The organism is Mycobacterium sp. (genome assembly GCF_035314665.1).
Classification (GTDB): Bacteria; Actinomycetota; Actinomycetes; order Mycobacteriales; family Mycobacteriaceae; genus Mycobacterium.
The window spans coordinates 1-12,593 of record NZ_DATFZD010000176.1 but is presented as its reverse complement, the minus strand read 5'-3'; the positions used below and the strand labels follow the sequence as shown (position 1 = coordinate 12,593).

11 protein-coding genes and 1 tRNA gene are annotated in these 12,593 nt (G+C 66.8%); 3 read left to right on the top strand and 9 right to left on the bottom strand.

Annotation, left to right across the window (positions count from 1 at the left end):
* A partial coding sequence (gene crgA, locus VKI00_RS13995) for a cell division protein CrgA (protein ID WP_324438281.1) occupies nt 1-272 on the bottom strand: 272 nt, incomplete at its 3' end.
* 77 nt (nt 273-349) lie between these two features.
* On the opposite strand from crgA, the gene VKI00_RS13990 reads away from it, so the two are divergent.
* Nucleotides 350-1,111 carry a DUF881 domain-containing protein gene (locus tag VKI00_RS13990; protein WP_324438279.1) on the top strand — a complete coding sequence of 254 codons (762 nt, stop codon included), beginning with the start codon at nt 350-352 and terminating at the stop codon, nt 1,109-1,111.
* 37 nt (nt 1,112-1,148) lie between these two features.
* A complete protein-coding gene (locus tag VKI00_RS13985; RefSeq protein WP_324438278.1) occupies nt 1,149-1,832 on the top strand; it encodes an aminodeoxychorismate/anthranilate synthase component II in 684 nt (227 codons plus the stop codon).
* Here the strand turns inward: VKI00_RS13985 and pknB are convergent.
* The 7 genes from pknB to VKI00_RS13950 all read right to left on the bottom strand — a co-directional run bounded on the left by pknB (nt 1,810) and on the right by VKI00_RS13950 (nt 11,472).
* Complete coding sequence (gene pknB, locus VKI00_RS13980; protein ID WP_324438277.1) at nt 1,810-3,690, bottom strand: Stk1 family PASTA domain-containing Ser/Thr kinase; 1,881 nt, start codon at nt 3,688-3,690, stop codon at nt 1,810-1,812. The two genes, VKI00_RS13985 and pknB, sit on opposite strands and share 23 nt — an antisense overlap.
* Nucleotides 3,687-4,985 carry a serine/threonine-protein kinase gene (locus VKI00_RS13975; protein WP_324438275.1) on the bottom strand — a complete coding sequence of 433 codons (1,299 nt, stop codon included), beginning with the start codon at nt 4,983-4,985 and terminating at the stop codon, nt 3,687-3,689. Before VKI00_RS13975 ends, pknB begins: the two co-directional genes overlap by 4 nt.
* Entirely contained in the window at nt 4,982-6,457 is a 1,476-nt protein-coding gene (pbpA, locus tag VKI00_RS13970) for a D,D-transpeptidase PbpA (protein ID WP_324438273.1), read from the bottom strand. Before pbpA ends, VKI00_RS13975 begins: the two co-directional genes overlap by 4 nt.
* A complete protein-coding gene (locus VKI00_RS13965; RefSeq protein ID WP_324438271.1) occupies nt 6,454-7,857 on the bottom strand; it encodes an FtsW/RodA/SpoVE family cell cycle protein in 1,404 nt (467 codons plus the stop codon). The genes pbpA and VKI00_RS13965 overlap by 4 nt, the downstream gene beginning before the upstream one ends.
* Complete coding sequence (locus tag VKI00_RS13960; protein ID WP_324438269.1) at nt 7,854-9,326, bottom strand: protein phosphatase 2C domain-containing protein; 1,473 nt, start codon at nt 9,324-9,326, stop codon at nt 7,854-7,856. The genes VKI00_RS13965 and VKI00_RS13960 overlap by 4 nt, the downstream gene beginning before the upstream one ends.
* Nucleotides 9,323-9,790 carry an FHA domain-containing protein FhaB/FipA gene (locus tag VKI00_RS13955; protein WP_324438268.1) on the bottom strand — a complete coding sequence of 156 codons (468 nt, stop codon included), beginning with the start codon at nt 9,788-9,790 and terminating at the stop codon, nt 9,323-9,325. Before VKI00_RS13955 ends, VKI00_RS13960 begins: the two co-directional genes overlap by 4 nt.
* A 116-nt stretch (nt 9,791-9,906) precedes the next feature.
* Nucleotides 9,907-11,472: an FhaA domain-containing protein gene (locus VKI00_RS13950; protein WP_324438266.1), complete on the bottom strand. Its 1,566-nt coding sequence runs from the start codon at nt 11,470-11,472 to the stop codon at nt 9,907-9,909.
* A gap of 241 nt (nt 11,473-11,713) precedes the next feature.
* Between VKI00_RS13950 and VKI00_RS13945 the strand changes: the two genes are divergently transcribed.
* Nucleotides 11,714-11,796, top strand: a tRNA-Leu gene (locus VKI00_RS13945).
* Between the two features lie 179 nt (nt 11,797-11,975).
* On the opposite strand, the gene VKI00_RS13940 is transcribed toward VKI00_RS13945, so the two are convergent.
* Nucleotides 11,976-12,593: cation transporter (locus tag VKI00_RS13940; RefSeq protein WP_324438264.1), on the bottom strand; the 618-nt coding region annotated here is incomplete at its 5' end.

The window sequence follows — 12,593 nt, the reverse complement described above, 5'->3', positions numbered from 1 at the left end:
CGCATTGTGAGCAACAAGCCGCTGATCATGAAAGCAAACGCGACGGCGTAGTTCCACGGGCCGAGGTTGGCCATCCAGGTGAGCAGCGACGGCGCGTCGGGGCCGGTGGCGGCCAGCTGGAACACCATCAGCCAGATCAGGCCGATCAGCATCAGGCCGCAGAACAAAACGACGAACCACACACTGGACGGCCCGGCCTTGACCTTGACCGGCGTACGGCTCACTGCGCTGGCGGTGAAGTCGCTCTTCTTGCGGACCTTGGACTTGGGCATATCTACCTCGGCGATACGGTATTGCTGGAAGGTGCACGACGAGCCTAACGCACTCACCAGCAGCGAACGGACAGCCGATGGCCAAACAGACCGAGCGGGAGCAATCGCGGCCCTCACTGTGGCGGGTCGGCGTTCCGCTGGTCTGCCTGTTGGCCGGGTTGCTGCTCGGCGCTACCCACGGGGTATCCGGCGGCGGCGAAATCCGCCGCAGTGACGCACCGCGACTGGTGGACCTGGTCCGCCGGGAGCAGTCCGAGGTCGACCGGCTGAATGCCGAACGGGATCAGCTGGCCCACACCATCGATTCCACCCACGGCCGGTCGTCGGATAAGGCGCTGGCCGCCATGCTGCGTCGTTCGACCGAGCTGGCCGGTGACGCCGGTCTGGACCCGGTCCACGGGCCGGGACTGATCGTGACCCTCGACGACGCACAGCGGGACGCCAATGGCCGGTTCCCGCGCGACGCATCCCCTGATGACCTCGTCGTGCACCAACAGGACATCCAGGCCGTGCTCAACGCGTTGTGGAGCGCCGGCGCCGAGGCGATCCAGATGCAGGACCAGCGCATCATCGCGACCTCCGCCCCCCGCTGCGTCGGCAACACGCTGCTGCTCAATGGGCGGACCTTCTCTCCGCCGTACACGGTCACGGCGATCGGCGACGCCACGGCCATGCAGACCGCCTTGGCCGCCGCTCCCCTGGTGATCCTGTACAAGCAATACGTGGTGCGGTTCGGCCTCGGCTACACCGAGCAAGTCACCCCCGACGTCCGGGTCGCCGGTTACACCGAGCCGGTGACCATGCACTCGGCCCAGCCAGCGGGCCCGGTCAGCTACTGAACCGGCCTGCCTTCCGGCCCACCGGTAACCTGACAAGATGCGGATCTTGGTCGTCGATAACTACGACAGTTTCGTCTTCAACCTGGTGCAGTACCTCGGGCAGCTCGGCGTCGAGGCACAGGTGTGGCGGAACGACGACGCCCGGCTGTCCGACCACGCCGCGATCGCCGACCAGGTCGATGGGATCCTGCTCAGCCCGGGGCCCGGGACGCCGGAACGGGCCGGGGCGTCGATCGGCCTGGTGCGTGCCTGCGCCGCGTCGCGCACCCCACTGCTGGGAGTGTGCCTGGGCCACCAGGCCATCGGCGTCGCGTTCGGCGCCACGGTGGATCGGGCCCCCGAGTTGCTGCACGGCAAAACCAGCAGCGTCTTCCACACGAATACCAGTGTGCTGCAGGGACTTCCGGATCCCTTCACGGCGACCCGATATCACTCGCTGACCATCTTGCCGGAAACCTTGCCGGCCGAGCTGGAGGTGACCGCCCACACCCGCAGCGGCGTGATCATGGGCGTGCGGCACACCGACCTGCCGATCCACGGGGTTCAGTTCCATCCGGAATCGATACTGACCGAAGGCGGCCATCGAATGCTGGCCAACTGGCTGGCCGACTGCGGCCAGGTCCGAGACGACGCGCTGGTGCGACGGCTGGAAAGCGAAATCGTCAACAGCTTGGCGACGGTACGGTCCTACGAGCCGGCTACTGACCGAACTTCAGCGTGATCGGCCCGTCTTTATCCACGCCCTGACCCGCGGCCGGGCTTTGAAAGACCACCCGGTTGTGCTGGGAACCGCCGGCGTCGACGTCGGCCCCCTTGACCAGCACACCGGTCCACCCGAGCGCACGCAGTTGCGGCTCGGCGTCGGTCCAGACGAGACCCGATAAGTCCGGCATCACGAACTGGTTGCCCTTGGAGACCTGGAGCTCGATCACCGAATCAACCGGAACAGTCGCTCCCGCAGGCGGATTGGTGCCGATAACGTCGCCGGCCGGGCGTGTACTGTCCACGGCGGCCTGGCTGAACTTGCTGAACCCGTAGACGGTAAGGTTCTTCTGCGCCAAGTCGGCGGTCTGGCCCGCGACGTCGGGAACCTGCTTGGTCGACGGGCCCGAGCCGACGATGACCGAGATCTCGTTGGTGATCGCCGACGTCTGATTGGCCGGCGGGTTGGTCCCGATGACCTTGTCTTTCATCTCCGGCGTAGAGGGTGACTGGACCTGCTTGAACCGGCCGAACCCGGCCGATTTCAGCTTCTTCACCGCGGAGGCATAGCTCAGCGAAGACACGTCCGGCACCTCGCGCTGCTCGGGGCCGGTGGACACGTCGATGGTAATCAGGTCGCCGGCACCAACTTTCGCGTTGGCCCCCGGGTCGGTGCCGATGACGTGATCGGGCTGGACGGTCGAATCCGGTTTCTGCTGGGTGCGCGTTTTGAAGCCGTGATTCTGCAGCGCGGCGATCGCATCAGCTGACGCCTGGCCCCGCACGTCGGGCACCTGGACGTTGCGCAGGCCGCCTCCAAAGGTGTTGATCAGGATCGTCACGACGACGGTCAGCACCGCCAAGGCCGCGACCGCGAGGAGCCAGCGGCCTACCGAGCCCGGGCCGCGGTCACGGCTGAAGTCGAGTTCCTGGCGGGGCAGCGGATCGGTGTGCGGTCCGGCGGGGCCGCCGGGGTGCGCCGAGGCCAGCATCAAGGAGCGGTCGGCGTCGGTGAGGACTTTGGGCGCCTCGGGCGGCTCGCCGCTGTGCACCCGAACCAGGTCGGCGCGCATCTCCGCGGCGGTCTGATAGCGGTTCTCGGGGTTTTTGGCCAGCGCCTTGAGCACGACGGCGTCGAGGTCGGCGGAGATGCCCTCGTGCCGCTGCGACGGCGGGACGGGATCCTCGCGGACATGCTGGTAAGCCACCGCGACCGGCGAGTCGCCGACGAAAGGTGGTTCACCGGTGAGCATTTCGTAGAGCACGCAGCCCAGCGAGTAGACGTCGGAGCGGGCGTCGACCGAATCGCCGCGGGCCTGCTCGGGGGAAAGGTATTGCGCGGTACCGATCACCGCCGCGGTCTGGGTGACGCTGACTCCGCCGTCGGAGAGCGCCCGGGCAATGCCGAAGTCCATCACCTTCACCGCGTTGGTGGTGCTGATCATGATGTTGGCCGGCTTGACGTCGCGGTGGATGATGCCGTGCTGGTGGGAAAAGTTCAGCGCCTGGCAGGCGTCGGCGATGATCTCGAGGGCCCGCGTGGGCGGCAGCGGTCCGTCGGTGTGGACGATGTCGCGCAGGGTGACACCGTTGACGTACTCCATCACGATGTAGGGCAGCGGTCCGGCGGCGGTTTCGGCCTCGCCGGTGTCGTACACCGCGACGATCGCCGGGTGGTTCAGCGCGGCGGCGTTCTGGGCCTCTCGCCGGAAACGCAGGTAGAAGCTGGGGTCCCGGGCCAGGTCGGCGCGCAGCACCTTGACCGCTACGTCGCGATGTAAGCGAACATCCCGGGCCAAGTGGACTTCGGACATGCCTCCGAAGCCGAGGATTTCGCCCAGTTCGTAGCGGTCGGACAGGTGTTGCGGGGTCGTCATTGCGGTGTTTCGTGTCGGGGCGGCCACGCATACTGGCTCAGCGCGGCCGCCCGCCAGTGATGAGACGGGCTGCATTGCTGTCCAGCATTACCTGTTACCCCTGGATCCGTCCAATTTGTCGGATGCGCCGGAGCCGGCCCAGACTTGCTGGGCGGCTGTCCCGTGTCGGTCACGGTCGGTGCGGACGGTTGCTGCTGGGAGTTGCTGTCGTGGGAATTGATGACGATCAGCACCGCGATGATGATCGCCAGCGCGCCGAGCACGCCGGCGGCCCATAGCAGCGCACGCTGACCGGACGAGAACGTGCGCCGTGGCGGTGGTGGGCGGTGACCGCCGGTGCTGCGCCGGGCGGCGGGGACCCGGCCGGTGGGGCTGGCCGCCGCGCGTGCCTGGGTACCCGACGGAATGGCGGCCGGGGTGGCGCGGCCGGCGGGTGCCCCCTGGGTGGGGCGCGGCGGCCGGCGTCCCGCCCGGACGGCGGCGACGGCGTCGGCGAACGGTCCCCCGCTGCGGTAACGCATGCCGGGGTTTTTGACCAGGGTGATCTCGATGAGCTCGCGCACATTGGGCGGCAGGTCGGATGGCAGCGGCGGCGGCGGCTCTTTGATGTGCTTCATTGCGACCGTCAATGCGCCGTCACCGGTGAACGGGCGCTTACCCGAAACCGCTTCGTAGCCAACCACTCCCAGCGAGTAGACATCGCTGGCCGGAGACGCGTCGTGACCGAGCGCCTGCTCGGGGGCGATGTATTGCGCGGTGCCCATCACCATGCCGGTCTGGGTGACCGGGGCGGCGTCGACGGCCTTGGCGATACCGAAGTCGGTGATCTTCACCTGACCGGTGGGAGTGATCAGAATGTTGCCGGGCTTGACGTCGCGATGCACCAGACCGGCGGCGTGCGCGACCTGCAGCGCGCGTCCGGTCTGCTCGAGCATGTCGAGCACGTGCCGCAACGAGAGCCGGCCGGTGCGCTTGAGCACCGAGTTGAGCGGCTCACCGTTGACCAACTCCATCACCAGGTAGGCGGTGCGGCCCTCGCCGTCCATATTGACCTCGCCGTAGTCGTGGACGCTGGCGATCCCGGGATGGTTGAGCATCGCGGTGGTGCGCGCCTCGACCCGAAACCTCTCAATGAACTCAGGGTCAGAGGAGAATTCGCTTTTGAGCACCTTGACCGCGACACGCCGCCCCAGCCGGCTGTCGACCGCCTCCCACACCTGGCCCATGCCGCCGGTGGCGATGAGGCGCTGCAACCGGTACCGGCCGGACAGCGTCACACCTACTCGCGGGCTCATGGTCCTCCCTGCAGCGCGGCCTCGATCACGGCCCGCCCGATCGGTGCGGCAAGCGCACCCCCGGTGGCGGACAGCCGATCAGCGCCGTCTTCTACGAGCACCGCAACGGCCACCTTCGGGGTCTGTGCGGGCGCGAAGGCGATATACCACGCGTGCGGTGGCGTATGGCGCGGGTCGGTGCCGTGCTCTGCGGTACCTGTCTTGGATGCGATCTGCACGCCGGGAATCGCCCCTTTCTGCTGTGTGACATTCTCGGCGCCGACCATCAACTCCGTTAGCTTAGCTGCGACCTCTGGGGAGACTGCACGGCGCTGTTGATGCGGCGCGGTGGTGCTGATGTTAGCCAGGTCCGGCCCTTGCAGGCTGTTGACCAGGTAGGGCTGCATAGTTACGCCAGCATTGGCGATGGTAGCGGCAACCACCGCATTCTCCAGCGGCGTCACCGCGACGTCCTTTTGGCCGATGCTCGACATTCCCAGCGCGGCGGCGTCCGGGATCGGGCCCGCGGTGGATTCGGCGACTTGCAGCGGAGTGGGGTCGGGGACGCTGTCGAGACCGAACGACTGGGCGGTGTTGCGCAGGGCGTCGGTGCCGGTGAGCAGGCCCAATTGGACGAACGCGGTGTTGCACGAGTGCGCGAACGCCTCACGCAGCGACACGGTTTCGGCGTTGATGCAGGGGGCGCCACCGTAGTTCTCCAGTGTGGCGGTGCTGTCTGGCAGCGGAATCGTGGCCGCCGCGGTGAGCTGCTCGTTTTCGTTGGCGCCGTTCTGCAGCGCGGCCGCGGTGGTGATCACCTTGAACGTCGAACCCGGCGGGTACGTCTCGGCGATGGCACGGTTGGTCATCGGCGAGTGCGGGTCGTCGCGAAGTTGCTGCCAGGTTTGCGACTGTTGTTCGGGGTCGTGCGACGCGAGCAGGTTGGGGTCGTAGGACGGACTGGATACCAGCGCAAGGATTTTGCCGGTCGACGGCTCCAGCGCGACGACCGCGCCGCGGCACGGCCCGTTGCAGCCCTGCTGCATGGCATCCCAGCCGGCTTGCTGGATGCGTGGGTTGATGGTGGTGTCCACGTTGCCGCCGCGCGGGTCGCGTCCGGTGAAGAAGTCGGCCAGCCGGCGACCGAACAACCGCTGGTCGGATCCGTTGAGCAACGGATCCTCGGCGCGTTCCAGCCCGCTGCTGGAATAGCGCAACGAATAGAACCCGGTGACCGGCGCGTACACCGCGGCGTTCGGATAGACCCGCAGGAAGCGGAAACGGCTATCGGTGGCGACCGAATACGCCAGCAGCTGGCCGCTGGCGGTGATCTGACCCCGCTGTCGCGAGTACTCGTCGAGCAGCACCCGCTGGTTGCGCGGATCGGCACGCAGCCCGTCGGCGGTGAACACCTGGGTGAGCGTGGCGTTGAACAGCAGCAGCACGATCAGCGCCATCACGGTCACCGAGATCCGGCGCAAAGAGGTGTTCATACCCGCTCGATCACCTCGGTGCTGGCGCCCGCGATCGGCGACGTGTTGCGCGACCGGGTGCGGAACGGGCGTCGGGCCGAATGCGAAATGCGCACCAGGATGGCCAACAGCACATAGTTGGCCAGCAGCGACGAGCCGCCGTAGGACATCCAGGGCGTGGTCAGCCCGGTCAGCGGAATCAGGTTGGTCACCCCGCCGACGACGATGAACAGCTGGATGGCCAGCGCCGAGGCCAGTCCCGCGGCCAGCAGCTTGCCGAAACTGTCCCGCACCGCGATCGCGGTCCGCATGCCGCGGATGATCACGATGGTGTACAGCATCAGCAGGCCGGCCAATCCCACCAGCCCGAGTTCTTCACCGAACGCGGCGACGATGAAGTCGGTCGACGCGGCCGGCACGGTGCCCGGCTGACCGTTGCCGAGTCCGGTGCCGAAGATCCCGCCGGTAGCAAAGCTGAACAGCGACTGCACGATCTGATACCCGGCACCGTCCGGGTCGGCGAAGGGGTCCAGCCAGGTCTGCACACGAACCCGGACGTGATCGAAAATGAAATACGCCGCAACGCTTCCCAGCGCGAACAAGGCCAAGCCGATGACCACCCAACTGAACCGTTGGGTGGCAAGGTAAACGACCACCAGGAACGACGCGTAGAGCAACAGCGAAGTCCCGAGGTCTTTCTCGAAGACCATCACGCCGATCGACGTGACCCAGGCCGCGAGCAGCGGAGCCAGGTCGCGCGGCCGCGGCACGTCCATGCCCAGGACATGCTTGCCGGCACTGGTGAACAGACCGCGTTTGGCCACCAGCACCGCCGAAAAGAATATGAGCAGAAGGATTTTGGAGAATTCGGCCGGCTGAATCGAAAAGCCCGGCAACTTGATCCAGATCTTCGCGCCGTTCTGCTCAGATAGCGATCTTGGCAGCAGCGCCGGGATAGCCAGAATGACCAATCCGGTCAGCCCGCAGATATAGCCGTAGCGGGCGAGCTGGCGGTGGTCCTTCAGCCAAATCACCACGAACGCAAACGCCCCCACCCCCACCAGCGTCCATAGGATTTGCGGGTTTGCGCGTGCACTGGCCCCGGTGAGGCGGTCGTCGATGTCAAGCCGGTGAATCATCACCAGTCCCAGACCATTGAGCAGCGCCACTATCGGCAGCAGCAACGGGTCCGCGTACGGCGCAAAGCGTCTGATGGCAAGGTGGGCGCAGGCGAACACCGCCAAAAACCCGGCGGCGTAATTGATCAGCTGCCAGTTCACGCCGCGTTCCTGGTTGGCCTGCACGATCGCGAAGGCCGCCGCGGTGATCACGGCGGCGAAGCACAGCAGTAGCAGTTCCGCATTGCGCCGAGTCGGTAGCGGAGGTGTCACCGCGACCGGAGGCTGCGGCTGCGTGGTCATGTCGGAGCCCGGCAGTCGGTACCCGGTTGGGGTGGCGGCGGGGAGAGTGCTGTGACGGTGGGTGCGGCCGGCGTCGGCGATGGGTTTGCAGGAGGTTGTTCGGGGACCGAGGTGCTGGCGCTGGGTTCCGGTGCTGGGGTGGTCGTGGGCGCGAGCGGTGGCGTTGCGGTCGGCAGCGACTGGGCGCGCGCGGGCGGGCAGGGCGGCAGCAGCGACTCGGTCGACAATCTGCGTAGCTGTGCGTCGGCCTGCTCCAGCGTGCCTGCCGGAAGTCCGGCGGCCACTTGCGCGCGAGCCGATTCGACCAGATCGGACAGCTTCATCAGCTGGCAATCGCCACCTTTGCCCGCCTGGCCGTAGCGGATCACCGACAGCTGGTTGCGGCTGTTCAGGCAGCCCTGCGAGTAGGGCTGATGCAGCGGTACGCCCAGGATCGATACCTGGATGCCCTGCATGATGGACACCGCCCCGCCGTATTCGGCGACGTAGTAGTAGTTGCGGATGACGGTCCGGCCGATGGCCAGCGCCGCGAGCACCAACAAGACGACGAGCGCGGCCCCGATCGCTATTCGCCGTCGCGACCGCCGTGGCCGGGTGAAGGTATCGACTTGCGGCAGAACGCGTTTGACCACATTTGGGCGCGGGTTGATGGCCGAGGCCCGGCCGGCTGCGGTGTTGGGTCGGGCCAGTTGGTCCTGATACTCGGAGTCGCCGGATACCGCGCCCGCGATGATCGGCTGGGTCGGGCCGTACTCGTAGTCGACGACGTCGGCGACCACCACGGTGACGTTGTCTGGGCCGCCGCCGCGCAACGCAAGCTCGATGAGACGGTCGGCGCTGTCGGTGACATCGGGAATCTGCAGGGCGTCCAGGATGGTCTCGTCGCTGACCGGGTCGGAGAGCCCGTCGGAGCACAGCAGGTAGCGATCGCCGATGCGCACTTCACGCATCGTCAGCGTGGGCTCAACCTCATGACCGGTCAGCGCTCGCATGATCAACGATCGCTGCGGATGGCTGTGGGCCTCTTCGCGGGTGATCCGCCCTTCGTCGACCAAGGTTTGGACGAACGTGTCGTCTTTGGTGATCTGGGTCAGCTCGCCGTCGCGCAGCAGATAGCCGCGCGAGTCGCCGATGTGCACCAACCCAAGCCGGTTGCCCGCGAACAGGATTGCGGTGAGTGTGGTTCCCATGCCCTCGAGGTCGGGTTCCATCTCAACCTGTGCGGCGATGGCCGAATTGCCCGCGTGCACCGCGGAATCAAGCTTGGCCAGCAGATCGCCACCGGGCTCGTCGTCATCGAGGTGGGCCAACGCCGCAATTACCAACTGGGAAGCGACTTCACCGGCGGCGTGCCCGCCCATGCCGTCGGCGAGCGCCAGCAACCGCGCGCCGGCATACACCGAATCTTCGTTGTTGGAACGCACCAAGCCGACATCGCTGCGAGCCGCATACCGCAAGACCAAAGTCACGGGCGCAGCTCGATTACCGTCTTGCCGATACGAACCGGCGTGCCAATGGGAACCCGTACCGCCGTCGTCACCTTCGCCCTGTCAAGGTATGTACCGTTGGTCGATCCTAGATCTTCGACGTACCATTCCGAGCCGCGCTGGGAAAGCCGCGCGTGCCGCGTCGAGGCGTAGTCATCGGTCAGCACCAGCGTCGAGTCGTCGGCGCGTCCGATCAACACCGGCTGCCCGCTAAGCGTGATGCGCGCACCCACCAATGCTCCCTCGGTCACCACCAGGTAGCGCGCATTCGTGAGGCGCTGTCGCGACGGCAATAAGGTGCCGCGCAACGTCAATCCGCGTCGCACCATGACCGCGCCGGTCGGAGCGTAGATGTCAGTCCGCAAGATTCTCAGCACCGACCAGATGAATAGCCACAACAACATCAAGAACCCGGCACGCGTCAGTTGCAGTACTAGTCCCTGCATCTGGCGTCCCCTCCGTCCTGGCGCCGCACGCTTCGCGTGCCCGGATATAGCAACGTCACGATACTTGGACGATGGTCTATGCGGGCTGAAGCTGGATAGCTTCGCGACTTACGGGATCAATGGATGTGGACGACGATCTCCGAGTGGCCCAACCGGATCACGTCGCCGTCGGCCAACTGCCACTCCTGCACGGGCGCGTTGTTGACGGTGGTGCCGTTGGTGGAGTTGAGGTCCGACAGCAGCGCGACGTGGCCGTCCCAGCGGATCTCCAGATGGCGGCGCGACACACCGGTGTCCGGCAACCGGAATTGGGCGTCCTGGCCGCGGCCGATGATGTTGGCGCCTTCGCGCAACTGGTAGGTGCGCCCACTGCCGTCGTCGAGCTGCAAGGTGACCGCGGTCCCGGACGATGGGTAGCCGGCCTGGCCGTAGTCGCCGTAGCCGCCGGCCTCCGCGGGCTGGCCGTAGTCGTAGTCGCGACCCGCCGGCTCGGCGTATCCGCCGCTCGGGGCGCCGTAGGTCGGAGCGGGAGCGTCACCGTAACGGCCGTAGTCGGGCTGCTGGCCATACTCTTGGCGGCCGTATCCCGGCCCACCGGCATAGCCCTGGTCGTAGCCGCCACCCTGCTCGGGGTAGCCGCCCCGCTGTTCGGGGTAGCCGCCCCGCTGTTCGGGGTAGCCGCCCTCTTCGTGGCGGGCCGGTCCGCGGCCGTAGTCGGTGTACTCGCCGTAGCCCTGGCCACCGGGTTGGCCGTAGCCGCCCTGGCGGTAGCCGGCGTCATAACCCTGGCCGCCGCCCGGACGCTGTTCGTATTGCGGGTAGCCGCCCTGTTCGGGGTAGCCCCCAGGCTGGTCGGGGTAGCCCCCGCGCTGGTCGGGGTAGCCCCCGCGCTGGTCGGGGTAGCCGCCCTGTTCGGGATAGCCTCCACGCTGGTCGGGGTAGCCCCCGCGCTGGTCGGGGTAGCCGCCGCGCTGGTCGGGGTAGCCGCCTTGCTCGGGGTATCCACCCTGCTCTGGATACCCGCCTTGGTCAGCCGGCGGCGCCGGATAACCCTGCTGGTCGGGATATCCGCCCGATTCCGGCGGATAGCCACCCCGGGGGTCCTGGCCACCGCGCGGTTCATCCTGCGGATGGCCGTGGTGCTCGTCGTAGTAGTCGTCGCCCGGCCGCCCCGGCCCCTGGCCGCCGCGGTAGCTCGAATTGTCGCTCATCGGTGGTACTCCTGGTTCTGCGCTGAACGCGTGTTCTGATTGTGGCCGGGCGAGGTCGCCAGCTGTTGGGCGGGGCGCGACATCGGGGTTGACAGCACCGCGGACGCGGAACTGGCCGGTATGTAGGTTCGTCGCCTGCTCGAACCGGACGACCACGTCACTATATGTTTGCCACCCCTGTTCGCCGATGTATCCCGCCAAATGCTTAGCGAAAGCGTCTGAAGTGAGGTCCGGGTCGGCGCCCACTTTCTGGTAGTCGTGCATACCGAGGGTAATGATGTATTCGTTGGGAGCCAAAAGCCGATCGCCCTGGAGTGGGCGGATTCCGTCGGCCGCCTCCCTGCGCAGCAGGGCTTCTACTTCTTGGGGAACGATCGATCCGCCGAACACCCGGGCAAAAGCATCACCGACGGTGACCTCAAGTTTGCGCTCGATCCGTTGAACCAGCCCCTTCTGGCTGCCTGTGTCCAAGCGCCCGCCTCAGTCCTTGTCTATCGGTGCTGCACGGCGGACGGTCCTCCGGCGTGTCGCATCACGCGTGTCGTACTCCAGCATGGTATCGGGCCAGCGCAGCGCAGCGGCACTTGTAGAACTCTGAGAATCGCATCGATCCAGGTCAAGGCCGGGTTCGGCGGGGCGGAGCAGCCCGGTCGTGGCATCGGCGCGGTTGGGGATACCGGCTACTACAGTGGTAGGCTCCACCGGTTGTTTAGGGCGAGTGGCGGAATGGCAGACGCGCTGGCTTCAGGTGCCAGTGTCCTTCGGGACGTGGGGGTTCAAGTCCCCCTTCGCCCACCCGAATAGCTGCAGGTCACAGCACAAATTTATCCTTGCCACGCTGACACGATCTGCCATACATGCCCTGTCCGCGCGGTCGCCGCGGCTTCGCAGTGTCCGCAGCCGCATTCCCGGCGGGTGAAGCAAGAAAAGCGGCCACAGCCGGCGCCGCCGCGGGCCAGCTCTGCGCGCGCGGTCTAGGTGGCGCCTTTTTTAGCAGGGCGCCATGGAAACCTAAGCGCCGTAAGGACTCGCGAGATCAGGTTGACGGCGTGGTAGCCGATCACCGCGGCGATGATCAGGGCCACCGTGGGATCGAGCCAGTACCAGTCGCCGGTAATCATGATGACCGCGCCACTGGCGGCGAGGCCGGCGGCAGCCGCCGCGTTGGCGGCAGTATCGAGCGACACAGCCCTGAGGTTCAGGTCCTCCCCGCTATCACGGGCGTTGCGGTCTGCCCCCACGATGACCGTGCAGAGCAGCATGACTACCGCGGCGACCGTACTGACAATCAGCACGGGTGCGCCGCGTACCTCGGCGGTGCCCGATGCTAGTCGCCGGATCGCGGCCGCGACGACGCCGATGTTGAGGGCCAGCAGCGATCCGGCGTTGACCAATGCCGCAATGTGGGTCGGGTTTGGGTGTCTGCTCAGGTGATCGCTAACCGCTCGATGCGAGAGTCGGATGGCGAATAACGACACGCCGATCGCGGCGCCGTCGCCGAGGTAGTCGACCCCGGCAGCCAACAACCCCAGCGAGTGCGCGGCTAGCCCAACGATCACCAGGGCCACGATGAGCAGCAGGTCGAGCAGCAA